Genomic DNA, 24,012 nt, shown 5'->3' on the forward strand with positions numbered 1-24,012 from the left:
CGCAATGTTCAAGTGGCTCCTCGACAACAGCCTGACGAACCGGCTGCTGGTGATCATCGCCAGCGTCGTGCTGATGGCCTATGGCGCGTTCACCCTGTCGCGAACACCGGTGGACGTCTTCCCCGATCTCAACAAGCCCACGGTCACGATCATGACCGAGGCCGGCGGCATGGCCGCCGAGGAGGTGGAACAGCTCATCACCTTCCCGCTCGAGACGACGATGAACGGGCTGCCCGGCGTGGAGAGCGTCCGCTCCACCTCGTCGGCAGGACTCTCCTTCCTCTACGTCACCTTCGACTGGAACACCGACATCTTCCGCGCCCGGCAGCTCGTGGCCGAGCGCCTCGCGTCGATGGAGGAAGGCATCGCCGAAGGCGTGGTGCCGCGCATGGGCCCGATCAGCTCGATCATGGGCGAGATCATGCAGATCGCGATTCCCGTCGATCCGCAGAAGATCAGCCCGATGGCGGTGCGCGAGTACGCGGACTGGGTGCTGCGGCCGCGGCTGCTGTCGGTGCCGGGCGTCGCGCAGGTCATCCCCATCGGCGGAGAGGTGCGCCAGTTCCAGGTGCAGCCGAACACGGCCCGCATGGCCGAGCTCGGCATCACGCACGACCAGCTCGAGGCCGCGCTCAAGGGCTTCTCCGCCAACACGTCCGGCGGCTTCCTGGAACTGAACGGACGCGAGTACCTGATCCGCAACCTCGGCCGAACCTCGCGCCTGGACGACCTGAGCAACCTCGCGCTCGGCGCCAACAACGGCCAGCCGATCCTGCTGCGGCAGATCGCCGAGGTCACGTTCGCGGCAGCGATCAAGCGTGGCGATGCCGGCTACGAGGGCAAGCCGGCGGTGATCCTGGGCATCCAGAAGCAGCCGACCGCGGACACGATCGCGCTCACCAGGTCGATCGAGGAAGCGCTGACGGGCCTGAAGGCGTCGCTGCCCGCGGGCATGGAGGCACCACGGGTCACCTTCCGGCAGGCCAGCTTCATCGAGACCTCGATCACCACCCTGCAGGGCAAGCTGATCGGCGCGTCGGTGTTCGTCGCGGTGATCCTGTTCTTCTTCCTCGGCACGCTGCGGCCGACCATCATCGCGCTGACGGCCATCCCGGTGTCGATCTTCATCACCGCACTGGTCTTCCGCTACTTCGGGCTGTCGATCAACACGATGACGCTGGGCGGACTTGCAATTGCCATCGGCGGCCTGGTCGACGACGCGGTCGTCGGCGTCGAGAACGTGCTGCGCCGCCTGAAGGAGGACCGCGCCAAGCACCCCAACAGCCGCCTGCACCCGATCGAGGTGGTGTCGCACGCCACGATGGAGGTGCGCTCGGCGATCCTGTACGCGACCGTGATCATCGTGCTCGTCTTCATCCCGCTGTTCGCGCTGCCGGGGCTGGAGGGCAAGCTGTTCGTGCCGCTGGGCATCGCCTTCATCGTCTCGACGCTGGCCTCGCTGGTGGTGTCGGTGACGGTCACGCCGGTGCTCAGCTTTTACCTGCTGCCGCGGATGAAGAACCTCGACCATGGCGACACCAAGGTGCTGGCCTGGCTCAAGGCCCGTTACCGAAACAGCCTGGAGGGCGTGCTGAACCGGCCGAAGGCGGCCCTGGCCGCGGCGGGCGTGGCCGTGGTTGCGGCCGCCGTGGCGGTGCCGTTCTTCCCGACCACCTTCCTGCCGCCGTTCAACGAAGGCACGCTGCTCATCGGCCTGCGCCTGAACCCGGGCGTGACGCTGACGGAGAGCTCGGCACTGGCGAGGCAGGCGGAGATCCTGGTGAGCCAGGTGCCGGAGGTCACGCACGTCGGACGGCGCAGCGGCCGGGCCGAGCTCGACGAGCACGCCGAGGGCGTGCACGTCAGCGAACTGGATGTCGGCATCGTGCCCACTGCCGAGCTGACCCGATCGATGGACGCGGTGAAGGCCGACATCCGCGCGAAGCTGGCCAACCTGCCCGCGGCCATCGAGATCGGCCAGCCCATCTCGCACCGCATCGACCACATGCTCTCGGGCGTGCGCTCGCAGATCGCGATCAAGATCTATGGCGAGGACCTCGACGCCCTGCGCGGCCAGGCCGACGCGCTGCGAGCGAAGCTGGCGTCGATTCCCGGCATCGCCGACCTGCAGATCGAGAAGCAGGTGCTGGCGCCGCAGATCAAGGTGCGGGTGGACTACGCCGCCGCGGCGCAGTACGGCCTGCCGGCACCTCAGGTGCTGGCCACGCTGCAGGCGCTGGTCGAGGGCGAGAAGGTCACGCAGATCGTCGAGGGCGGTCGGCGCTTCGCGCTGGTGGTCAAGCTGCCGGAGTCGGCGCGTTCGATCGAGGGCCTCAGCCAGATCCTGATCGAGACGCCGACAGGGCGCATCCCGCTGTCCAAGGTGGCGACCATCGAGGACGGCGACGGCCCCAACCAGATCAGCCGCGACGACGGCAAGCGGCGCATCGTGCTATCGGCCAATGCGTCGGGGCGCGCGCTGTCGGAGATCGTCACCGACATCCGCAAGGTCGTGGCGGAGACGAAGCTGCCCGAGGGCTACTTCATCACCCTGGGCGGCCAGTTCCAGGCGCAGGAGGAGGCGTCCCGCCTGGTCGGGCTGCTGTCCATCGTGTCGCTGGTGCTGATGTTCGTGGTGCTGTACAGCCGCTACAAGTCCACGACGCTGTCGGCGCTGATCATGGTGAACATCCCGCTCGCGCTGGTCGGCGCGGTGATCGGGCTGTGGCTGTCGGGCCAGCCGCTGAGCGTGGCCGCACTGGTGGGCTTCATCACGCTGGCCGGCATCTCGGTGCGCAACGGCATCCTCAAGGTCAGCCACTACATCAACCTGATGCGCTTCGAGGGCGAGACCTTCGACACGAAGATGATCGTGCGCGGCTCGCTCGAGCGGCTGAGCCCCGTGCTGATGACAGCCCTGGTGACAGCCTTCGCGCTGGCACCGCTGCTCTTCGAGGCCGAGCGCCCCGGCACCGAGGTGCTGCACCCGGTGGCCGTGGTGATCTTCTCCGGCCTGATCAGCTCGACGCTGCTCGACACCTTCCTCACGCCCGCGATGTTCTGGCTCTTCGGCCGCAAGAGCGCCGAAGCGCTGATGGACGACAAGGACGCCGAAGCGCTCTGACACCCGTTCCCCCACCCAACCCCGCACCCAACCTGAAAGGACTCCCATGAAGATGCACACCCTCATCGCCTCCGTCGCCCTGGCTGCTGCCGGCACCGTCCATGCGGCCGGCGAGAAGCACGACCATGCCCACGAGCACAAGCCGATGCACGGCGGCGTGGTCGTCGAGGTCAAGGACATGGACTACGAACTCGTCGCCAAGCCCACGGCGATCCAGCTGTACCTGCGCGACCACGGCAAGGCGGCCGACGTCTCCAAGGCCAGCGCGAAGGTGACGCTGTTGACCGGCACCGAGAAGCAGGAGGTCGAACTGAAGCCGGCCGGCGACAAGCTGGAGGCCACCGGCAGCTTCAAGGTCGGCCCGGGCACCAAGGCGGTCGCCGTGGTGACGGTCAACGGCAAGCCGGCCACCGCGCGGTTCACCTTGAAGTGACAGCCATGAGCACCCACCGACTCCTGGTGGTTTCCGCGCTCGTCGCGGCCGGCCTGCTGGCCGGCTGCGCGACGCCACCGCCACCCAACCCGACGGCCGAAGTGCCGTACTGCCACAAGACCAACAAGGGACGGATCATCGCCTGCACCAAGGCGCCAGTTCCGAGCCTCGACGCCGACGCGGCAGCCAAACGCTTCACGCCGGATTCCGACGCGCTGACCGTGTACGTGGTGCGGCGCAACTGGGCGGACGGGTCCAACTTCGTCATCGTTCAGGGCGGCAGCGCCGCGGCTGTCGAGACGCTTCCGAACACGATGGTGCGGTTCCGGTTCAAGCCGGGCCGACACCCCATCGCCTTCGAGTTCGACGGCCAGCGCCAGACGACCACCGTCGAGGGACGGGCCGGCGAGGTGCGATTCGTCAGGATCGAAGGGGTGGTCTGGTCGTGGAAGAGCAGCTACGGCTGGGTAACCGAGCCCGAGACTGCCACGCGCGAACGGGCATTCAAGTCACGCCTGGTGGCCGACGTGTCGGTTCGCTGATGGGCGCCATACTGTTCGTGTGACTTCGCCCGAGACCGATCCAGATCCCGCCGCTCGCCCGCTGCCGGCCGGCGTGGGCGCTGCGCTGCTGGCCGCAGCGCTCTTCGGCGCGAGCGCGCCGCTGGCCAAGGCACTGCTGACGGGTGTGGGGCCGTGGATGCTCGCCGGCCTGCTCTATCTGGGTTCCGGGCTGGGATTGATGCTGCTGCGGTTCGTGCGGCGCTCGCCATCGGCGCGCCTGGAGCGGGGTGAATGGCCCTGGCTGGCGGGCGCCGTGCTGGCCGGCGGCGTCGTCGGGCCGGTGCTGCTGATGTTCGGGCTGTCGGGCATGCCGGCCTCGGGCGCCTCGCTGCTGCTCAATGCCGAAGGCGTGTTCACCGCGCTGCTGGCGTGGTTCGCGTTCAAGGAGAACTTCGACCGGCGCATCGCACTCGGCATGGTGGCGATCGTGGCCGGCGCGGTCGTGCTGAGTTGGCCCGGCGAGGCGCGCATCGGCAGTGTCTGGCCGGCGCTTGCGGTCCTCGGCGCCTGCCTGGCCTGGGGCCTGGACAACAACCTGACGCGCAAGGTGTCGCTGGCCGATGCCACCTGGGTGGCGATGGTCAAGGGCCTGGCTGCGGGCAGCGTGAACCTCGTCATCGCCTTGACGCTGGGGGCGAGCCTGCCCGCGCCAGGCGCTTTGCTGGGCTCGGCGGTGCTGGGCTTCTTCGCCTACGGCATCAGCCTGACCCTGTTCGTCGTCGCGCTGCGTCACCTGGGCACGGCGCGCACAGGCGCGTACTTCTCGGTGGCGCCGTTCTTCGGGGCGTTGCTCGCCGTGGTCTGGCTCGGCGAGCCCGTGACGCCGGCCCTGCTGGTCGCGGGCGCGCTGATGGCGCTGGGCGTGTGGCTGCACCTCAGCGAGCGGCACGCCCACCCGCACACGCACGAGGCGATGGAGCATGACCACGAGCATGAGCATGACGTGCATCACCAGCACCACGCGCCCGACGAGCCGGTGCCCGCGCGCCACACGCATCGCCACCGGCACGACCCGCTGACACACCTGCACTCGCATTTCCCGGACGAGCACCACCGGCACTCCCACTGATTGCCGGCCTCACTCCAGCGCCATGAAGACCCTTGCCCTGTTCCTGGCCACCGCGCTGGCCGAGATCGTCGGCTGCTACCTGACTTACCTGTGGCTCAAGCAGGGACGCAGCATCTGGCTGCTGCTGCCGGCGGGCGCCAGCCTGGCGTTGTTCGCGTGGCTGCTGACGCTGCACGAGACCGCCGCCGGCCGCGTCTATGCCGCCTACGGTGGCGTCTACATCGCGGTAGCGCTGGCGTGGTTGTGGGCCGTGGACGGGATCCGTCCGACCCTTTGGGACGTCGCCGGCGTGGCGGTCGCGCTGACAGGCATGGGCATCATCATGTTCCAGCCGCGCTGACGGCTGGCCCTCGCCAGGCGAGCCGGCCTGCGTGCAGCGAAGGTCCGCTGCCAGGATCGGCGATGACCAACGGATCCTGGCCGTGAGGGCGTACGGTCCTCGTGAAGTCTTCGATCCAGGCCTGCGGAGCGTCGGATCAGATCTCGGACTCCACTCGCGCAGTGGCTTCAGGCAGGCGAGGCATCGGGACTTCAGTTGACCACACCCATGAGCGACCGCCCGCCTGTGCGACAGCCCTGCGCTTTTCCTGTGCCGCGATCGGCGTCATGAACGCACTCAGCACGTGCAAAGGCACCGGTTCTGCTCCCACATCCAGCAGGATGGCGTTCGCGAACCCGGCGGCCGTCCGAGCGTCGTATCGCATGGGCTTCACGAACCGCCGTCCCTGCGCCACCAGCGCTCGAACTAGCGGCGCCTCGTGCACACCCTCCAGCGGAATCCACTCCTCGCTGGTCAGCATCAGGCTGGCGAGGTCGATCTCGTAGGTGTGCTCTCGGCGTGCCCGGATCAGCGCCGCCAGCATCAGACGCAGCCCTCGCCCTCCGTCCGAGTCGAGCGCCTCGAAGAGCGGCGCGAAACCGCGCTGCACCCGCGCCCAGGTCCGCGCGTCTGCCAGCAAGGGTGCGTCCGGCATGTGGCGGATCCAGATGCGCGCGCCTGCGGGCGTCGACTCCCAGCCCTTGAACTCGCCCAGAACCACCGCCAGCGGCTGACGCCCGTCATGCGGCTGCAGCACCGACAGCCGGGCACGGCGCCGGTCGGCCTGCTCGGCCTTCGCAGACTCGCTGAAGGCTTCCGGCACGTACAGCCGGTTCGACAGCGGCTCGCCCTTCACCTGGACCGCCTCGGCGGCGTGCATCAGGTACTTGTGAAGCACCGCCTGGTTGCGCTTCCCGGCCATGCCCGGTGACCAGCGGTTGAAGCCGGCCCGCTCGAACAGGAAGTGCATCAGCGCCCGCAGGCTCATCCGGCGACGGGTGCGGCCGACCTCCGACGGCTCGGCAGGCTCGCGGCTCACCCCAGGCCGCCCGGGTACACGCGCCCACGGGAAGTCCACGTGCAGTTCCACCCGTGCCGGATCCAGCTGGACAACGGCATCGCCGACCAGTTCGCCCAGGCCCGACATCGCAGGCCCCGGCTCGTAGCTCGGGCAGGCGGGGTGGTGCCGGTCCCCGGTCTCGGGCATGCGCTTGATCTGGAAGTGGCGATGGAAGGCGACGTACATCTCGACGCCGCCTGCCACGCACAGGCAGCGCGGCCGGCCCGGCGCCTCGTAGGCCTGAGCCAGCAGGTCCTGCAGCTGCGGGTCGTCGGCGTCGACCACGCGCCCACCGATCGCAAAGCGCTGCCCGTCCACCCCCGACTCCTTCCCCGACTCCATCGCCGTTGCAGCCCTTCAGCGGGCGCGCCGTGTCATGCCAGCTCCTCGAGCACCTTGGCCAGCTCGGGTCGCGGCCTCGGCAGCTGCTCGCGCACGGCACTTCGATCGGCGATGCCCAGCACCAGCCCGACCTGGTCCTCGTCGGCGCCGCGTTCGTACATCCGCGACATCAGGGTCAGCCGCGCCGACTGCGTGCACAGACCGGGTATGTCGGCCTGGCGGAAGATCTTGCGGTAGATCTCCAGCAGGGGACGGCAGACGTAGCGGTTCTGGCCCTCGCCGCCGTTCGGCGTGATCGGATAGACCTCGCCCTCAGCGCCCAGGAACAGCGGGCCGTGCCGATCCAGGCCGCGCCACTGCTCGGCGGCGCCGAGACCATGGCCGGCACGGACCCGCTCGTCGAGATAGGCGCCGAGCGCCTCGTCGAGACGGCGGTGGTTGAAGAACAGCGGTCGGTCCCTGCCGTTGATCGCGACATCGGCGCGCACCCTCGACTCTCGCCGCACGCTGCCGTCCTCCAGCAGGTAGTCGCCCACCGTCAGGCGCGCGACCTCCAGCGGGCGCAGACCGGTCGCGAAGGGCAGGTAGTAGAGCGCCAGGTCGTGCAGCGGCCGCGTGGATCGGCTGCGCACGCGGCGCGCCCCGAGATCGACCTCATCGGGATTGAGCACACGGGCTTCGCGCTGGGAGCTCACCTGCGTCGGGTCGAAGTGCTCCAGTGCCTGGAGGATCGCGTCCCGGTGCATGCGAAGGCGCTTCACGAAGGCGGCGCCGCTCTCCTGCAGGCCATCGACGCCCACTGCCTGCGTGAGCTGCACCGCGAGCCCCTTGATGCGCCGGTCGACGGCCGAACGCGACAGCCCCCATCGCTGCGCCACGGTCGCGTAGGGATCGCCGTCGATCACCTCGCGCAGCATCTGGATCGTCTGCAAGGTCTGCCGGCGATCGCCGGCGGCTTCCGGATCGTCTTCCATTGTTGTTACTCCCTGGACGACGGAATCACCGAAGGACGCTGGCCGGGCGCGGCGGTGTGGTCGCTTCGCGCCAATCGCTTCCTCGATGTCGACGGAATGGACCACGCACGGCCCGAGCACATGCATGGCATCCCCACGTCTAACGCGCGAACCTGCGACTCCCGTGTGACCAGTCGTTTCGCGGCCGATACACGCCAGGCGCTGTCGCGTTCGCGGCCGCGGCGAGACCTCGCCTGACCGCGTTGCGGCTTCAATGTGCCCGGGCATGCGTGCCGGCGTGTTGCCGAGGCGTTACCGCGTGCAGCGCGATGCGTCCGTCGCCTTTCCAGGTGCGTCATGACGCAACCCCCTGCTGCTCGATCCAGCGGCGGATGTCCTCGGCGCGCCAGACGGTCACGCGCTCGGAGAGCTTCACGGGCTCCGGAAACGTTCGCGCATGCACGCGCCGCCACAGGGTGGACTTGGAGATGGGGACGAAGGACAGCACCTGCGGCTGGCGCAGGAAGCCGGTGTCCGGCAGCGCGGCGCTGGGCGGCGCGGCCGGGGAATCCGCCGACGGGGCGGCGGGAACAGGAACGCGGGGCATGATCGGCCTCTCATCGGCATGCAGCCGGCAAAGGTCATGACCTGCTCTGCGACGACGGCGCTCGGTCAGGAAACGCGCCAGCCGCCCGGGAACGCTCGACTCCTGGACCACCGCGGGCGTTCCGTTCGCGCGGTGGATGAAGATGCCTTCCGAAGAGGGCCCCTGCCGAGGGCCCCCTTCGGTGTGATTCGATCGCCACCCCCTTGGGGGTGCATGCCGGCCGCCATGCGGTGCGGGTCCGCGCGTTCGATGCCGCGGAGGGCCGAGTCCGGCACCGGGTGCGTTCGGTCGCCGAGCCGGGCGCGGCGGGTCCGCCGGAACTGGCCGGCACGCCGGAGGCAGCGTGCCGACGTTGGACGAGGCAGGTATCGACTGCGACGCCACCCGATGCGGGTGGAGGCCCGGGGCGATTCGCCCGTTGAACGGGTGATCGGCGCTACGGTGGCGCCGATATGCCTCTTCGGGCAGCCCACGGCCTGGACACACGGTAGCGTCCGCACCGCTCACGGGCAACACGCCCGCGCCGATTGCCCGCGCAAGCGTCGGTGGGCGCCGCCGCTTGGGAGAGACATCGGACTGCCTGCAACTCCACCGCCTACTCTGCCACCGCAGCGACTGCCGCCGGCGCAGGCAGCAGCTCCACGTCGCGGCCCGCTGACGGTGAGGGATCTGCGGGTCCGTCCGGTGCCCTGGTCGTCGAATCGACGACTTCGCCGATGGCGGCACCGTGCGCATCGTCAGGACCTTCGGCATCGTCGGGCGAAACGGCACGCGCATCGAGCGCGTTCATGCGCCGCCGCAGGCCCGTCGCAAAGCTGCGCGCACCGTTGGCGATGTCGCGCACCTGGCGCTTGAGCCCCGCACGCTGCGTGTCCACCGCCTGCGCCGACACCACCTCGTGGATCTCCAGCGTCTGCAGCAGCGGCATCAGCTGGTCGAGCTTGACCAGCACCTCCAGGAATCGGCGGCTGATCGACGACAGCACGCGCACGTCCACGTCCAGCGGCACCGTGTCGTAGGACGCCAGGCTGGTGATGCCGTGGGCCTTGAACAGCGCCTCGGCGCCATCGATGGCCTCGTTCAGGCTGGCGGTGGCGGCATCGATCCTGCCGCGCAGCGCCGTCTCGATCCTGCCGATGTCCTCGTGGTCGAGCCGGGTGCGGGCGATGACCGAGATGAAATGCATGTTCAGCTGCAGGGTGTTGAACATGCGCACGAACATGCGCTTGCCCTCGGCACTGCTGAACCGCGTGGCGATCTTGAGGCTGGCCGCCTCGACGCGACGGAAGTCGACCTTGGCTTCGCGGGCCAGGATGCGGGCGTTGGCGCCGCCCTGGTCCACCTTCACGATCTCGACATTGGCCATGCCCGCGGCTCCTTGTGCTGACAACGGGGTCGATGGCATCTTCCGAACGTGCACGGCCCTTTGCCACGCGAAAGCCCCGGCACCTCGGGGCGCTTTCGCGATCAGTTGCGTGGCGACGGGCATCGGCCCATTGACCGGGCGGAACCGGCGACCTACCTTTGCGCCATGCAGCAGCTGGCCCTGCATCCAGACTCGGCAAGCCTTGGAGACTTCCTGAACTGATCCCCCGCGTGGGTGCCCGTGCAGGTCGCACAGGCACCCGTGGGGACGATCGAATCGCGGTGATGCACGCCCCACCGATGGGGGACACCCGTTGCGGTGTCGCTCCGTCGGGTGCCCCTGTGCATCGCCGTGCCGAGGACCGCGCAAGCGATCAGGCACGCCGGGGCATTCGCCTCAGGCCGGGCCTTCGAGGCAAGGGCTGCGACCCGGTGCCGAGCGCATCCACTCGAGCGCCGCACCGACCGCGCCCTTGCCTCCCGGGCTCGTCCCGTTCTCGCTGATGTCCCCCCGATCGGACGCTGACACCGATCACCGCGCTCGCGCGCGCCACTGAACCCTGTCAGCCCTGGAGTTCCAGGCCCCGCCCGCAAGGCGGCCGGGGCCACATCACCCAACCGTCACCCGCATGGGGGCCCACGCCCCCGCCACGGGGTGCACGTGGTCTCCCTTCCCATCCAAGGAGTCCACGATGCACAGCACCAATGCCTGCCGTCAGGCCGGCGCCCCCGTCGGCCCGCCACGCACGGCAAGCGTCGACGCAGACCGAGCCCGACTCGGCTCGACGACGACCCCGTTCGTCATCGACGCCTCGTTCGACATCCCGGCCGGCCTGGATCTCCAGGACGATGCCGGCGCAGACATCGCCGACAGCGCCATCGGCGCACCGGGCAGCACCCGCGAAGAGTGGGTGGAGGAGTGGAGCGAGGACGACATCGTCCTGCTGCACTGGCGCCTGCTGCAGGAGATCCGGCACCTGGCCGATCCGGCCACGCCGCTGGAGGAGAAGCTGGACACCCTGCGCTGGGTGTTCACCGAACGCGAGAAGGACGGCCTGCCGTTCTCGTTCGTGAACTGCCTGCGCGTGGTCGGCTGCAGCCCGCTGTCGCCGATCCCGTACTGCGGACTCGTGGACGCCGAGGTGGTTCGCGAGCGCATCCGCCATGGCCTGCGGCCCTGGTTGCACGCGACGCTGGCCCGCTACCCCGACTGGGTGCGCGAGGCCGTGGCGACCCACCCCGAATGGGTCGAGGCCCGGCTGACCCGCAATCCCCAGTGGATCAACGAGCAGCTCAAGCAGATGTCCGTGCAGGGCGACCTGTTCGCGTGATCACGCCCACCCCGGGCGCCGTGCCTCGGGCCGCGCCGACCGATCCGGTCAGGCCGCGGCGGCACGCGCCCATCCGTTCGAAGGAACTCACCATGCTCACGTTCAAGGAAGCCCTCTGCCTGCTGGCGATCGTCGTCGCCTACGGCATCACCGGGCGCATGGACTACGAAGACGCCCTGCTGATCGAGCAAGTCCGGCCGCAGGTCGGCGCCGACTGCATCCTGCCGCTCGCAGGCGACAACACCCTCCCGGAAGTGGGACCCACCGGGCACCCGCCGGTGGCCCGCCCCATCGAGGGCGCCCGTCCGGAGGCGCCCTGCGTCCCGGACGCTGCGTCGGACCAACCCATGCGGCTGACCCGGCACTGAGGGGAGCCGCCATGCACACCGATGCACGCCTGGTTCCCGGCCGCGTGCGCCTGCTGTCCGTGCAGGCGCCCGAGGACATCGAGTACCTCGTCAAGGAGAGCGAAGTGCTGACCGGTCGGTCCGGCCGCACCTTCGTCATCGCCGGTGCCGACCGGCTCGTCTACCGCGTCCACTGGCAGCCGCTCACCGAATCCGGTGGTCATGCCGCCGGGCCGGTGGTCGAGCGCCTCGGCCACCACGGCGAGGTCCTGAGTCGCCAGCACCTGCAGCTCTGGGAGTTCCTGGAGCACAGCCTCGTCGAGGCGCAGGCCGCCGGCCAGTTGTTCACCCCTCCGGTCCGCACGACGCCCTGATGGGCACCGATACGCGCTGACCGGCCCACACACCCCGGCGGGTGCATCCCGCCAGGGGTGCCTCCGCCGGTTCTTCCCGCGATCGGGATGCCCCCGAAGGAGTCAACGATGAAGATCCAAGTCCGCATCAACGAAGAAGGCGCGCTGCGCAACCAGCGCCATGCCTTCAGCAACCGGTTCACCCTGGTGTCCGAGCTGCTGCAGAACGCGCGCCGTGCCGGCGCCCGCCTGATCCGGATCGACCACGATCCGCAGGCACAGATCCTGACCGTGCAGGACGACGGCCACGGCCTGGACGACTTCCAGAAGCTGCTCAGCTTCCACGAGTCGGGCTGGGACGCCGACACCTGCACGCAGGAGCGCCCCTTCGGCGTCGGGTTCTCGAAGTGCCTGTACGCCGCCTCGCGCTGCGTGGTGGCCTCGGGCCGGCGCCGCGTCGACATCGACACCGCGGCTGCACTGGCCAAGGCACTCGTCGAGGTCGAGGAGCGCCCCCTGGATGACGCGGTGACAGGCACCCGGGTCGAGCTGCACGGCGTCGACCTGCCGGACCTTGCGCAGCGCGTCGAAGAACTGTGCGCCGGGTTTCCGGTGCCGGTGTGGTTCAACGGCGAGCCGCTCAAGCGCGCCATGGCCGAGGCCCACCTGGCCACCCAGGCCAGCGCCATCGGCGCCGTGCACCTCGCGGGCACGCGCGACGGCCGGTACACCCACGACACCTGGGTGTTCCTGCAGGGTTTCTGCGTGCTGCGGCCGGCCTGGTCCACACGCGAGGACGTGAATGTCGTGCACCTGGACTCGCGCCAGTTCATGGCGCGCCTGCCGGACCGCGACCGCCTGATCGACGAGGACGTGCAGCGCCAGCGCATCGACACCGAGCTGAAGGCCTGCTGGCGGCGCACGCTGGAGATCGCCAAGGCCGAACTGCCGCCGCGCCACTTCATCGACACCTACTACGGCGTCATGCGCGGCTGGGGGCACCTCGACCTGCTGAACGACCTCGGCACCCTGCCGGCCGAGCTGTGCAGCCTGGTGTCGGGCTACCCGGTGCAGGTGGAGCATGGCGAGCGCCGCCATCTGACGCCGGTACCGACCGCGCCCTCGCGCGAGGCCATCGAGTCGGGGGCCGTGCAGCTGGTGGCCCTGGACGACGTGGGCGACGACAACGCGCCGCGCTGGATGATGGCGCGCGCCCGCGGGTGGCTGGTGTTCGACTGGATCGGCGTGCATGCCGACCACTGGGTGATGCGCCACGTCCGCTTCCTCGAGGAAGAGGGTCAGCGCGTGACGCCGGTGGGCGAAAAGCTGCGCACGGCGCTGGAGGGCCGCTGGGTCTGGCCCACGGTCATCCTCTGCGAGAAGGTTCGCCTGCGCGTCGGCGACGACGAGACGCTGGTCAGCGACGCCGGGGTCTGCCACGACGGCAACCTGTACATCCCCGACGGCGAGACGTCGGGCGCGCCAGTGGAACAGCTGTCCTCGTTCACCGACGAGCACGACCAGTTCCTGGATGCCGACCGCGACGCCGACCGTGACGCGCTGGCCGATCTGCTGCGCCTGCTGCGGGCGGTGGACCCGGTGCAGACGCTGGACTCGCTGCTGCAGTCCCTGCGGCTGGGCAAGTACCCGCTGCTGCACGGCAAGACCTTCCAGCTGACGGTGGGTGTGGGTCTCGCCCCCGGGCACACCGTCGATCTGGTCGACCACGCAGCCGCAGGCGGAGGAGCCCATGCAGGACGCTGACTACGCGGCCCGCATCGACGCTGTGAAGCAGCGCGCGCACGGCCGCTGGAGCGAGGTGCTGGCTGCGGCCGGCATCGAGGAGCGCATCCTCCGGCACCGCAACGGGCCCTGCCCGTCCTGCGGCGGGACCGACCGCTTCCAGTACACCGACAAGTTCGGCGAGGGCAACTACCACTGCCGGCAATGCGGCCCGGGTGGCGGCTTCAAGCTGCTGCAGGCCGTGCGGGGCGTGGACTTCCATGCCGCCCTGTGCGAGGTTGAACGTTGCCTGGGCATCCTGCCGGCGGCGGCTGCCTGCGAAGCCGGTGCCCCGGCGGCACCGGGGGAGCGCATGCGCCGGCTGGTGCAGCGCATCTGGGACGAGGCGCGGCCGGTGGTGGCCGGCGACGAAGTCGACCGCTACCTGCGCGGGCGCGGGCTGACCCTGAATCGGCATCCGCCGGTGCTGCGGTTCCACCCGTCGCTCGGCTACTTCGAGAAGGGTGCGGACGGCAAGTCGCGGCAGATCGCGGCCTACCCGGCCATGCTGGCGATGATCCAGGCGCCGGATGGTCAGGCCGTGACGCTGCACCGGACCTACCTGCGCGACGGCCGAAAGCTCGACGCAGCCGACGCGAAGAAGGTGCTCTCCGCGGGCATCCACGGCGCCGCCGTGCGTCTGTTCGATGCCGGCGCACAGCTCGCGCTGTGCGAAGGCATCGAGACCGCCTTGGCGGTGCACCTGGCTACCGGCAAGCCCGTGTGGGCCGGCATCAGCGCCGGCAACCTGGAGAAGCTCTGGGTGCCGAGCACCGTGCGCGAGGTCTGCATCTATGCCGACAACGACGCCGGCGGCGACTTCGCCGGCCAGTGCTTCGCCTACGCGCTCGCGCGGCGGCTGAAGCGGGAGGAGAAGACCACCGGCCCGCGCCAGGTGCGGGTGTTCGTGCCGCGCCATGCGGGCACGGACTGGGCCGATGTGTGGTGCCAGCGTGCCACCGGCCCCGACCAGGGCCGGGGACAGGCGACCGCATCGTCGTCGGCCGACCGGGCCTCGGGCAACCGGGTGGCCCTCGGTGGCTGAGGCAGAGGTCATGAAGCTTGGGGTGCGGCGAGCCACGGCGGGCCGCACCCGCTTTTTCAGCGGCACTGGACGGGTCGGCGCATGCCCTGCGCCACGACCTTCCGGTGCCGGCGAAAAGGTCAGGCGCCGTCGGCCATGCGGCCGACGCGCTCCCCTCGTCGTTTCCCGACTGGTAGCTGCCAGACCAGGTGACGCCTCCCGGCGCCACGAAGGCAGCCCTGGAGATCCCGCTCGACCGATGGCGACACCCGTGTCACCGACGTCGCGCCCCTGCCTCGCCGATGCATCGCCAATCCCACCCAGGACGCGCTGCGTGCGGCGAGTTGTTGTCGTCAACCCACTGCGGGGACCCGTGCCCCGACGTGGGCCGTGCCGTCCCCGCTTCTCACCCACCCCAACCCGATTGGAGAAAGTCATGAAGAGCGGACGTACCCTCGTGAGCCTGGCCCAGGAACTGGAGCGCCAGCTGCACTCGAAGAAGGACCTGATCGTGCCGTCGCAGCTGGTGCATCACAGCACCGGGGACGACGGCCAGACGCACATCATCGTCAACGAAGCCGGCAACCCGGTGCGCTACGGCGTCACGCCGCTGGCGCGCCGCCAGCTGGCCGACAAGCTGAAGATCCCGCACGCGTACTTCGAGCGCATGCGCGAGGAACAACCGGTGCTGCTGGACCGCAACGTCAACACCTGGCTGCAGAGCGAGGACGACCGGCGCATGCTGCGCACCCTGGACGGCCAGGTGCGCGCCGTGCTTTCGGACCGCTACCGCCGGCTCGACAACTTCGACCTCGCCGAGAGCGTGCTGCCCATCCTGCAGCAGCTGCCCGACGTGCGGTTCGAGTCGGTCGAGCTGACCGAGACGCGCATGTACCTGAAGTGCATCACCTCGCGCCTGACCTACGAGATGGCGCCGGGCGACGTGGTGCAGGCCGGCGTGGTGATCTCGAACTCGGAGGTCGGCCAGGGCACGCTGTCGGTGCAGCCGCTGCTGTACCGGCTGGTCTGCCGCAACGGCCTGATCGCGGCCGACCGGTCGCTGCGCAAGACGCACGTGGGCCGTTCGCTCGGCACCGAGGACGAGGGCCTGCAGGTCTACCAGGACGACACCCTGCGTGCCGACGACAAGGCCTTCTTCCTGAAGGTGCGCGACGTGGTGCAGGCGGCGGTGTCGGAGGCGAGCTTCCGGCAGACGGCGCAGAAGCTGCAGAAGACGCTGAGGATCCCCCTCGTCGGCGACCCGGTGAGGACGGTCGAGGTTCTGGCCCAGCGCTACACGCTCAACGATGTCGAGCGCTCGGGCGTGCTGCGGCATCTGATCACCGAGGGCGAGCTCTCGGGCTACGGGCTGGTCAATGCGGTGACGCACTACAGCCAGGAGATCGACGACTACGACCGCGCCACGGAGTTCGAGGCGCTGGGTGGCAAGCTGATCGAGCTCGGCACCGCCGAGTGGAAGGGCCTGGCCGAAGCGATCTGAGCACGGCCTGAGCAGGCAGTCCGGCACGACGGCGAGCGGGGGCAACCCCGTTCGCCGACCGTGCCGGCGCCGACGTTGCACGGCGCCCCGACAAGGGCGTCGTTCACGCCGCACATCGAGTCATGCGGTCGCGCTCACGCATTCGCCGGAATTCGCCAGGGCTTGCGAGTGGCAATTCGGTAAGCAGATGCACAGGCCCGCGCCGCCCATTGAAGTCGACCTGTCGCCCACCCTATGCTGGCCGCACAGCGCCGGATCCCTTCCTTCAGCCACCGCAACACGACCCGCATCCACCGACCAACCCCTCCACCCTGCCCTGCAAGGGCTCGTGGTCCCCACGCGAGGACGCACCATGAACCAGGTCCAGCTCTCCGATGTGCAGATCGCCAACCTGACCCTGCTGCTCACCATCCGCGACGGCATCCTCCACGACCGAACGGCGGCGTGCTGCCGCTTCTCGCTCGACGCCGTCCAGGCCGAGCGGCTCGGCACGATGAGCGTCCAGCAGTTGATGGCCATCGTGGCCAACCTGGGTGACGCCACGCTCTTCCCGCCGCGCCGCGACCTGGTCAGCCTGCTCGACACACCGCTGCCGCTGGTTCGACCGCTGGCCGCGGTCCACGCTCCCCGCCATGTCACGGCCAGTTCGGCAGCCTGACGCCCAGCTGCCGGGTCATTGGCCATGCAGTCGCGGGTCGATCGCCAGTTGCGCGCTCTGGCGCTGGCCAAGGCCTGTGCGGCCTGCGGTGCACGCGTGCGCACCATCGGTCATCTGACGGGCCTGCCGCCCCGCGAGGCGCTGCGCCTGCTCTTCCCCGATCGCCTCGCCGTGCCTCGAGGGCGCTCGCCGGACTCCCCGGAGTGGTACCACGGCGCCAACCTGCTCCACCGCGCCGAGGCCTCGATCGTCGTGGCCCTGTACCGCCGTCTGCGCGACGCCGACTTCCCTGCGGGCGAAGCTCTCGTCGGCGCCTACCGCCACTACGTCGGCATCTGCCAGCCGCCGCACCGCATCAGCTTCGACCGCGCCTTCGATCTGGCCGCGCACACGGATGGCCTGTGGCTCACCGACACGAGGAGCTTCTCGCTCGTCACCTGCCCGACCTGCCACAGCGAGTTCCTGGCGGCCTTCGGCTCCGTGGCGCGGTCGAACGACCACTGCCCGTTCTGCAAGCTGGTGCAGCGGTACGGCACGGACCCGCGGGTGCAGGGGGCGTTTCCGGTGCAGCCGTTGGCTACGCCGAGCGCGGAGCAGTTGGGGATGCTCGTCCTGCTGCAGCGTTCCTTTGGCTCGTCGACGGGACAGGCTGGCACGTCCTCGGCGAGCGAAAGCCAGCCGTGAGCCAATCGGTTCGCAGCAGGACCTTCCCTGTCGGATGGCGATGCGAGATACAGAGGAAGCAATTCCGATCTGGCGTGGACGGCACAGCGTCCTACTTGCATCAGAAGCGGATGCCGCCGGACTTCGGTGTCGCAAACTGGTCCGGCTCCTTGCCCAGCGGGAAAGCGACAACGTACAGAACGCTTACCGGCATCGGCTTGGCATCGGGGTCGGTTCCCCACTTCACCTGCATCTTGCGTTCGGCATAGCGCAATGACACGCCGAGCGCCTTCAGGCCATCGATGCGGGACTGCAGTTCGTCGTACACCTCGAACTTGGTCGACTCGGTGTAGAGGTCCGCGCAGTCACGGTACTCCCTGAAGTAGTCCACCAATCCGGCGAACGCCTCGTCCGCCTCCCGCTCGAGTTCGCACCCAGGCTCCGACAGATCCATCATGTGAGCTTCGGTGAGCTTGGCCAACTGCTTCCCCGTCGTCAGCGGGAGTGCAGTCAAGGTGACGTGTTCGCGATCGAACTTTGCCTTCTGTGCCTTGAGCTCCTCTTCCGTCGGGATCGCGAAAGGCTTGTTCAGTACATCCAGATCCTCGAACTCGAACGCACCGGCCAGAGCCCGTCGCGTGTCCAGGCTGGCCGCCAGGCCCTGTTCGACCCGCTGGATCGTGCGGACGTTGAGCCCGGAGATTTCAGCCAACTGCTCCTGAGACCACTGGCGCATCTCCCGGAAGAGCCGCACGCACAGGCCGAGTTCGGCCGGGGTCAGCAGGCGAGCGGTCGTCACTCTTTCGGCGGTGTCAATCACAAGGTTCTCCATGGTAGGACATCGATGGCATGCAGTATCGAAAGCACCGAAGGCGCTGACCACGACAGCAGCCCGACAGCAGCCCGCCATGGCGGTGCATGAACGCGGACGACGCACGCCCGATGTCGACCGCCAGCGATGTCGGATCAGGCCTGCCGCCGACGCCTGGTGTCGAAAGCCGTGCCCGATAGTGATCCTTTCAGGTGACGGCGTTCAACCGTGTCCATCAACATGGCCGCGGGTGCACGCCTGCAATCGCCATGCTTTCGTCAGCTTCCCACGGAGCCTTTCCAGCGTCCGACCCGGGCTTCGCCGCCCTGCCCGTCCCTGACGTGCTAGCAGCGGCCGACGGCCTCGTCAGCCGCATCCGCCTGTGCTTCGGCCTGTCCCGCGACACCTTCGACGCGGAGGTGCAACCGCTGCTGCAGCGCTATGCCGGCTATGTCCACCTTCTCCCCGCCACCGCCGACAATTACTTCAGCTCACCTACCGGCCTGCTGAACCTCGGGCTGGAGGTCGCGTTCTACAGCCTGCAAGGCACCGACGCGCACATCTTCTCCGGACGATCGACGATCTCGGCGCGCCGCCAGCTTGAACCGCGCTGGCGCCTGGCCACCTTCATCGGTGGCCTGTGTTGCGAACTGCACCGGGTGCTCAGCCACCTGATCGTGACCGACGAGGCGGGCGGCGAGTGGCCGCAGTTCCTCATCCCCCTGGGTGACTGGCTGGCATCGCGCAGTGCCACTCGCTACTTCGTTCGCTGGCGGCCGAACGCCACCGAGTCGCGCGGCCTGGGCGTGTTCGCACTGCCCCTGGTCGTGCCGGGAGCCACGCTCCAGTACCTGGCGCAGGACAACAGCGTCATCGTCCCGCACCTCCTTTCCAGCATCAGCGGGCAGCCGGTCTACCGTGACCACAACGTCCTCGACGCGCTGGTGCGTCGTTCTTTTGCGCTGGTGATCGACCGGAACCTGCAGGCCAACGCCGATCGCTACGGCGCGCCTCAGTTCGGCTCGCACTTCGAGCGGTACCTGGTCGACGCCATGCGCCGACTGGCATCCGGCAGTCCCAGCTGGTTCCCGAACCGGGAGAAGTCGCGCGCCTGGCTGGGGCCCGACGGGCTGTTCCTGCTGTGGCCGCAGGCGGCCCACGATGTTCAGGCACTCCTCGAAGCCGATCAGTTGGCCGGCATCCCGAAGGCGCCTGAGACGATGCTCGATCTGCTTCTGGAGGCCGGGGTCTTCGTGCGGCAGCCGGACGGCGCCTCGACCTGGTTCGTCCTGCCGCCGGAGTTGAAGACCGCCGCGGAGGCTGTGAAGCTGGCATCGCCGGCGATCCTGCTGAACGGTGTCACGCCGCCGGCCGAGCCACTGACCATCTCGTTGGTTTGCCCACCTGGCGCCATGCGGACCGCACAGAAGACGCCAGCGACTGCACCGGCGCCAGCCCCCGTACCGCCGCCCGGCACCCAGTTCTCATTGCTCGACGCCACCGATGTGGCCACTTCACCGGCAGCTCGCACGTCCCCGCCGCCAGCCTCGCAGACCCCGGCACCGCCCTCCGCTGTCGTCGCCGACCTCGCAGTCCAGTCGCCGCCCCCTCCGCCCTCCCCGTCGCAGGCCGCGGCGCCCACCTTCAAGCTGAACGCGCCCATGCGCCTGAACCCGGCCGTGCGCGATGCCCTCGCGGCCATCGTCAGCACCCTCAATGGGCCCGGCAGCGCTGCGGCCGCCGCACCTGTCGCGGCCGGCCTGTTCGTGCCGCTGGCTGAACTGGAACGGCGTGGCGTGCAGCCCGCGCTGGCGGGTCGGGCGCTGGCCGATGTCGGCCTGCTGGTACATGCCGGACGGGATGGCCCGGCCACCGTCACGGCCGACTTCCGCGGCGAGCCGACCATCGGGCTGGTCGTTGCCCCAGCCTGCATCGATGGTTTCGACCCTGCCGCCTTCGAGCCGGCCGCGCACGAGGAGCCCTGACATGCTGATGCGCCGCTACGAGATGCCCTGGCGGCGCGCCTACGAGGTGTACGCCGCCGCCGTCTGGGCATCCGCCCTGCTGTTCTTCGCAGTCACCGGCGGACTGGGCCTCCTCCCGCGACAGCTCGCACTCCCGCTCGCCGCTTTCTGCCTGGCGATGGGCGTCCTGCGGCTGGCGCAGGGCGTTCACACCCTGGTGCTGCGCGCCTCGCTCTCCGGCCGCGGCATCCAGGTGCTGAGCACACGGGCCGTCGCCCGCTGGACGGAGAAGCCTGACGCGGTGTTCCTGGGCTTCGGCTTCGAGTGGCGGCCCGTCCACTCGCAGCGTCTCTACGAACTGGCCAAGGTCGACTACCGCGAGTTCACCGTGTCGCCCCGCCTGCTTCAGGTGCTGGGCTACGACGCACGCCCGCAACCCGATGCAGAGATCGGCCTGCCCTACATCCATGGCGTCGAGCCACGCGAGGTGGCCCTGCACCGGCCGCTGCAGAACTTCGAAGGCGGCACCTTGCTGGTGGGCACCACCCAGTCCGGCAAGGGCGTGGCCCTGGCCAACCTGGTGACGCAGGCCGTGCGTCGCGGCGACGTGGTCATCGTCATCGACCCCAAGAACAGCCGCCGCCTGAAGCGTGTCACCCAGCGCGCCTGCGAGGACTGGCGCGACCCCGACACCTTCCTCGAGTTCCACCCCGCCTTCCCTGAAGCCGGCGTGCGCCTGGACTTCACCTTCAACTGGCAGAAGCCCACCGAGATCGCCTCGCGCATCCAGTCGATCATGCCGCCGGACACGGCCGGCGCCTTCTCCGCCTTCGGCTGGGACGCCGTGAACGTGGTCGTGCAGGGTCTGGTGGAGCTGGAGGAGCGGCCGAACCTGGTCAAGCTCACCAAGTACATCGAGGGCGGCATCGAGCCCGTGCTGGAAGCGACGCTGCGTCGCTTCTACGAGCGACTTCTCGGCACCGGCTGGCGCGACCAGCCGGAGATGAAGAAGCTGCTGCACGATGCGCACCGCGGCAACATGAAGCGTCCGTCGGAGGCCGCCAGTGCAGACCTGCTGGCCCTGGTCGCCTTCTACGAGCACCACGTCCCGCAGTCGCAGCGCAACAAGGTGCTCGACGCCCAGGTGCGCACCTTCCGCCACAACCGCGAGCACTACCAGAAGATCACGGCCAACCTGCTGCCGGTGCTCTCGATGCTGACCTCGGGCGACCTGGGCCGCAGCCTGTCGCCCGACCCCTTCGACGCTGTCGATGCCAGACCGATCATGAACTTCGAGAAGATCGAGCGCGCCGGCCATGTGCTGTACATCTGCCTCGACTCGCTGCCCGACCCGTCGGTGGCCACCGCCATCGGCGCACTGGCCCTGGCCGACCTGGCCGCGCGCGCGGGCATGCGCTACAACCTGGGCGGCTACCGGCGCATCTCGCTCTTCGTGGACGAGGTGTCGAACGTCATCAACCAGCCGCTGATCGAGATCCTGAACAAGGGCGCAGAGGGTGGCATCTTCACCACCTGCGCCATGCAGACGCTGGCCGACCTGGCCAAGCGGCTGGGCAGCGAAGACGCGGCGCGCATGGCGCTGGGCAACCTGAACAACCTGATCGCGCTGCGCTCCAAGGACCGGCCGACGCAGGACTTCGTGGTCGAGACCTTCGGCAAGACCGCGATCCACTCGGTGCGCGTGGGCCTGAGCAGCGGCGCCGACGCGCACCTGGGCGACTTCTCGTCGAGCTACTCGACGCAGCTCACCGAAAGCTTCGAGGAGATGGTGCCGGCCGACGTGCTGGGCAAGCTGCCCAACCTGCAGTACTTCGCCTCGGTGTCGGGCGGGCGGATCATCAAGGGGCGGTTTCCGATCCTCGACCCGGATGCGGACGAACCCAGAGCAACGCGTGCGGCACCGCCCAAGCCGAACCGGACTCCAGCTGCAATAGCGGGACATCCGTCGTGATCCGCATCGTCAGCATCGCCGCCCTGCTCTGCCTGCTGGTGCTGGTGCTCTACCTGCCATCGGCGCATCCGCCAGAGCGGTTCCTGGCGCAGATTCGAAGCGAGCACCAGGCGATGGAAGAGATTTGGGGCGAGACGCCCGCGCTGCGTATCCTCGACCGAGCGCTGGGCCTACAGGGCGCGGCACGCGAGTCAACACCCATTCCCCCGACCGCCGGCGAGTCGGCGGCCAGCGGCGTGGACGGCGCCGTGGCGCGGGAGATGGCTTCCGTCAACCAGCGGCTGTTCGGGAACAGCTACTTTCGTGCGATCGATGCACTCGTGCTGCTGGCCGCCTTCAGGCTGTCGGCGATGCTGGAGTGGCTGCCTTGGATGGCAGCGTTCCTTGCCGCGGCGGTCGCGGACGGCGCGATCAGCAGAGTGATCAAGTCCAAGGAGTTCCTTCACCACGATCCAGAGCGCTTCGCGCTGTACGCATCCGTGTCGATCCTGCTGGCCTGCGCCGCCGTCGTTGCGTTGGTGCTGCCGGTCGGGGTGCATCCGCTGGTCAGCCCCGCCGTCGTGGCAACTCTCGCTGTCCTCTGGGGACGCAGCGTTGCGCACTTTCATCGGCGTGGGTAGGTTCGACGGTCCTTCAGCAGTACCTGCCAACTCACTTTCGGGCGCCCCTCCCGGAGGTAAGTTCAGCACCGGGCATGCATTGAGTCGCAGGCCTCTGGGGCTGCAGGCCTCGAACCATCGGGTCGCGCCCGCTGGCGGGCCTGGATAAGTGCTCGCTCCAGGTCACCCGGAAGCAAAAATAACTGCATCCGGTACACTACCTAGGGCCCCAAAAAACTGCATCTCGTCCTCACTCGCCGTGACTGTAACTGTCGCCATCGTCACCAGCTGTACCCAACGCAAGGTTGGCCGCCATCGCGTAGACGTGGCAGTGCTGCCTGAGTGCGCCTCGCTGCCTCGTTTGGCACAGGCCTGGCGTCGAGCTATCGGGACGGCCAGTGCCGACATGGCAGCTGAAAGCCTCTACCAGGGTAGATCGATCGTGGACACGGCGGCCGCAGCAGCAGCCCTGGGCGCTCCTTGGTATGTGGTGTCTGCAGGCCTGGGGCTGATCCGCCACGACCAACCCGTCCCAGCCTATGAGTGCACCGTGGCGGCGGGAACGGATCTGGATCGCCGGTTGAGAGCGGTGGGATGCCATGTGCCGCAGTGGTGGAACGCGTTGACCGAAACTTCGCCGGCTCCTCTGTCCAGGTTGATCGCCAAGGCGCCGACGCTGTTGGCGCTGCCCAGCGGCTACTTGCGGTTGGTGCAAGACGACCTGGCACAGGTCACACCGGCCAGGGCCAGATCCCTGCGGATCTTCACATCCGCTGCTGGTGTCCAGTGCTTGCCGCGCCACCTGCAGGGCTGTGTGATGCCCTATGACGACCGTCTTGAGTCGGTGCGCGGCTATGCAGGCACGCGATCGGACTTTGCTCAGCGCGCCTTACGTCACTTCGTGGAAGTTCTCCAGGCGACGGAGATGCCGCTCGAGGAGTCTCATGAGACTGTGGCAGCGAGCCTCGCCCACCGTCGGCGGCGACATCGTGCGACGGGTCAGCGCATGACCGATGACGAGATTCTGAAAGTCCTAGAAGCACAGTGGACCCGGCACTCGGGCAGCAGCACAAAACTGCTGCGCTATCTGCGAGATGAAGCTCGGATCTCCTGCGAACAGAAGCGGTTCAGCCGACTTTGGCAGGGCTTGTCCGCACAACTGCGAGCGTGAA

Annotated in this window: 22 protein-coding genes; 17 read left to right on the top strand and 5 right to left on the bottom strand. The window is 69.0% G+C overall.

Annotated features, from left to right (window positions below; translation table 11 throughout):
* Positions 1-4: 4 nt before the first annotated feature.
* The 5 genes from HNQ01_RS15255 (at position 5) to HNQ01_RS15275 (ending at position 5,529) form a co-directional block, all read left to right on the top strand.
* Positions 5-3,124, top strand: a complete 3,120-nt coding sequence (locus tag HNQ01_RS15255) for an efflux RND transporter permease subunit (RefSeq protein ID WP_104301950.1) — start codon at positions 5-7, stop codon at positions 3,122-3,124.
* Positions 3,125-3,170: 46 nt separating this feature from the next.
* Positions 3,171-3,557 (top strand): hypothetical protein, encoded by a 387-nt coding sequence (locus HNQ01_RS15260; protein WP_104301949.1) that lies wholly within the window; start codon positions 3,171-3,173, stop codon positions 3,555-3,557.
* 5 nt (positions 3,558-3,562) lie between these two features.
* Positions 3,563-4,099 carry a hypothetical protein gene (locus HNQ01_RS15265; protein WP_104301948.1) on the top strand — a complete coding sequence of 179 codons (537 nt, stop codon included), beginning with the start codon at positions 3,563-3,565 and terminating at the stop codon, positions 4,097-4,099.
* Positions 4,100-4,172: 73 nt separating this feature from the next.
* On the top strand, positions 4,173-5,189 hold the full coding sequence (locus HNQ01_RS15270) for a DMT family transporter (protein WP_353621714.1): 1,017 nt from the start codon (positions 4,173-4,175) through the stop codon (positions 5,187-5,189).
* Between the two features lie 22 nt (positions 5,190-5,211).
* On the top strand, positions 5,212-5,529 hold the full coding sequence (locus HNQ01_RS15275) for a YnfA family protein (protein WP_104301946.1): 318 nt from the start codon (positions 5,212-5,214) through the stop codon (positions 5,527-5,529).
* Positions 5,530-5,665: 136 nt separating this feature from the next.
* Here HNQ01_RS15275 and HNQ01_RS15280 read toward each other — a convergent pair whose 3' ends face one another.
* The 4 genes from HNQ01_RS15280 to HNQ01_RS15295 all read right to left on the bottom strand — a co-directional run bounded on the left by HNQ01_RS15280 (position 5,666) and on the right by HNQ01_RS15295 (position 9,959).
* Positions 5,666-6,886, bottom strand: a complete 1,221-nt coding sequence (locus tag HNQ01_RS15280) for a DUF1173 family protein (RefSeq protein WP_104302015.1) — start codon at positions 6,884-6,886, stop codon at positions 5,666-5,668.
* A gap of 56 nt (positions 6,887-6,942) precedes the next feature.
* Positions 6,943-7,884 carry a site-specific integrase gene (locus HNQ01_RS15285; protein WP_104301945.1) on the bottom strand — a complete coding sequence of 314 codons (942 nt, stop codon included), beginning with the start codon at positions 7,882-7,884 and terminating at the stop codon, positions 6,943-6,945.
* Positions 7,885-8,218: 334 nt separating this feature from the next.
* Positions 8,219-8,470 carry a helix-turn-helix transcriptional regulator gene (locus HNQ01_RS15290; RefSeq protein ID WP_211286872.1) on the bottom strand — a complete coding sequence of 84 codons (252 nt, stop codon included), beginning with the start codon at positions 8,468-8,470 and terminating at the stop codon, positions 8,219-8,221.
* 595 nt (positions 8,471-9,065) lie between these two features.
* Entirely contained in the window at positions 9,066-9,959 is an 894-nt protein-coding gene (locus tag HNQ01_RS15295; RefSeq protein WP_286180848.1) for a DUF1845 domain-containing protein, read from the bottom strand.
* 568 nt (positions 9,960-10,527) lie between these two features.
* Between HNQ01_RS15295 and HNQ01_RS22460 the strand changes: the two genes are divergently transcribed.
* From HNQ01_RS22460 to HNQ01_RS15335, 8 genes are all read left to right on the top strand, one after another.
* On the top strand, positions 10,528-11,166 hold the full coding sequence (locus HNQ01_RS22460) for a hypothetical protein (protein WP_286180850.1): 639 nt from the start codon (positions 10,528-10,530) through the stop codon (positions 11,164-11,166).
* Between the two features lie 92 nt (positions 11,167-11,258).
* Entirely contained in the window at positions 11,259-11,534 is a 276-nt protein-coding gene (locus HNQ01_RS15305; RefSeq protein WP_173806288.1) for a hypothetical protein, read from the top strand.
* Positions 11,535-11,545: 11 nt separating this feature from the next.
* Entirely contained in the window at positions 11,546-11,887 is a 342-nt protein-coding gene (locus HNQ01_RS15310; protein WP_173806289.1) for a hypothetical protein, read from the top strand.
* A 108-nt stretch (positions 11,888-11,995) separates the two neighbouring features.
* Positions 11,996-13,630 (top strand): ATP-binding protein, encoded by a 1,635-nt coding sequence (locus HNQ01_RS15315; RefSeq protein WP_173806290.1) that lies wholly within the window; start codon positions 11,996-11,998, stop codon positions 13,628-13,630.
* Positions 13,617-14,693: a DUF7146 domain-containing protein gene (locus HNQ01_RS15320; RefSeq protein WP_173806291.1), complete on the top strand. Its 1,077-nt coding sequence runs from the start codon at positions 13,617-13,619 to the stop codon at positions 14,691-14,693. The genes HNQ01_RS15315 and HNQ01_RS15320 overlap by 14 nt, the downstream gene beginning before the upstream one ends.
* 415 nt (positions 14,694-15,108) lie before the next feature.
* The gene (locus HNQ01_RS15325) at positions 15,109-16,173 is read left to right on the top strand and encodes a DUF932 domain-containing protein (RefSeq protein WP_173806292.1); all 1,065 of its coding nucleotides are present in this window, start codon (positions 15,109-15,111) and stop codon (positions 16,171-16,173) included.
* A 352-nt stretch (positions 16,174-16,525) separates the two neighbouring features.
* Positions 16,526-16,831 carry a hypothetical protein gene (locus HNQ01_RS15330; protein ID WP_173806293.1) on the top strand — a complete coding sequence of 102 codons (306 nt, stop codon included), beginning with the start codon at positions 16,526-16,528 and terminating at the stop codon, positions 16,829-16,831.
* A 24-nt stretch (positions 16,832-16,855) separates the two neighbouring features.
* The gene (locus tag HNQ01_RS15335) at positions 16,856-17,515 is read left to right on the top strand and encodes a FlhC family transcriptional regulator (RefSeq protein WP_173806294.1); all 660 of its coding nucleotides are present in this window, start codon (positions 16,856-16,858) and stop codon (positions 17,513-17,515) included.
* A gap of 100 nt (positions 17,516-17,615) precedes the next feature.
* Here the strand turns inward: HNQ01_RS15335 and HNQ01_RS15340 are convergent, their stop codons facing one another.
* A complete protein-coding gene (locus HNQ01_RS15340) occupies positions 17,616-18,326 on the bottom strand; it encodes a helix-turn-helix domain-containing protein (protein WP_173806295.1) in 711 nt (236 codons plus the stop codon).
* A 248-nt stretch (positions 18,327-18,574) separates the two neighbouring features.
* Between HNQ01_RS15340 and mobH the strand changes: the two genes are divergently transcribed.
* The 4 genes from mobH (at position 18,575) to HNQ01_RS15360 (ending at position 24,011) form a co-directional block, all read left to right on the top strand.
* Complete coding sequence (gene mobH, locus HNQ01_RS15345; protein WP_173806328.1) at positions 18,575-20,290, top strand: MobH family relaxase; 1,716 nt, start codon at positions 18,575-18,577, stop codon at positions 20,288-20,290.
* Position 20,291: 1 nt separating this feature from the next.
* Positions 20,292-22,241, top strand: a complete 1,950-nt coding sequence (gene traD / locus HNQ01_RS15350) for a conjugative transfer system coupling protein TraD (protein ID WP_173806296.1) — start codon at positions 20,292-20,294, stop codon at positions 22,239-22,241.
* Complete coding sequence (locus HNQ01_RS15355) at positions 22,238-22,861, top strand: IncC plasmid conjugative DNA transfer DtrJ family protein (RefSeq protein ID WP_173806297.1); 624 nt, start codon at positions 22,238-22,240, stop codon at positions 22,859-22,861. Before traD ends, HNQ01_RS15355 begins: the two co-directional genes overlap by 4 nt.
* Positions 22,862-23,246: 385 nt before the next feature.
* Entirely contained in the window at positions 23,247-24,011 is a 765-nt protein-coding gene (locus HNQ01_RS15360; RefSeq protein WP_173806298.1) for a hypothetical protein, read from the top strand.
* The last annotated feature ends 1 nt before the right edge of the window (position 24,012 follow it).

The sequence above is a fragment of the Sphaerotilus uruguayifluvii genome, from assembly GCF_013294065.1.
In the GTDB taxonomy this organism is placed as follows: Bacteria; Pseudomonadota; Gammaproteobacteria; order Burkholderiales; family Burkholderiaceae_C; genus Sphaerotilus; species Sphaerotilus uruguayifluvii.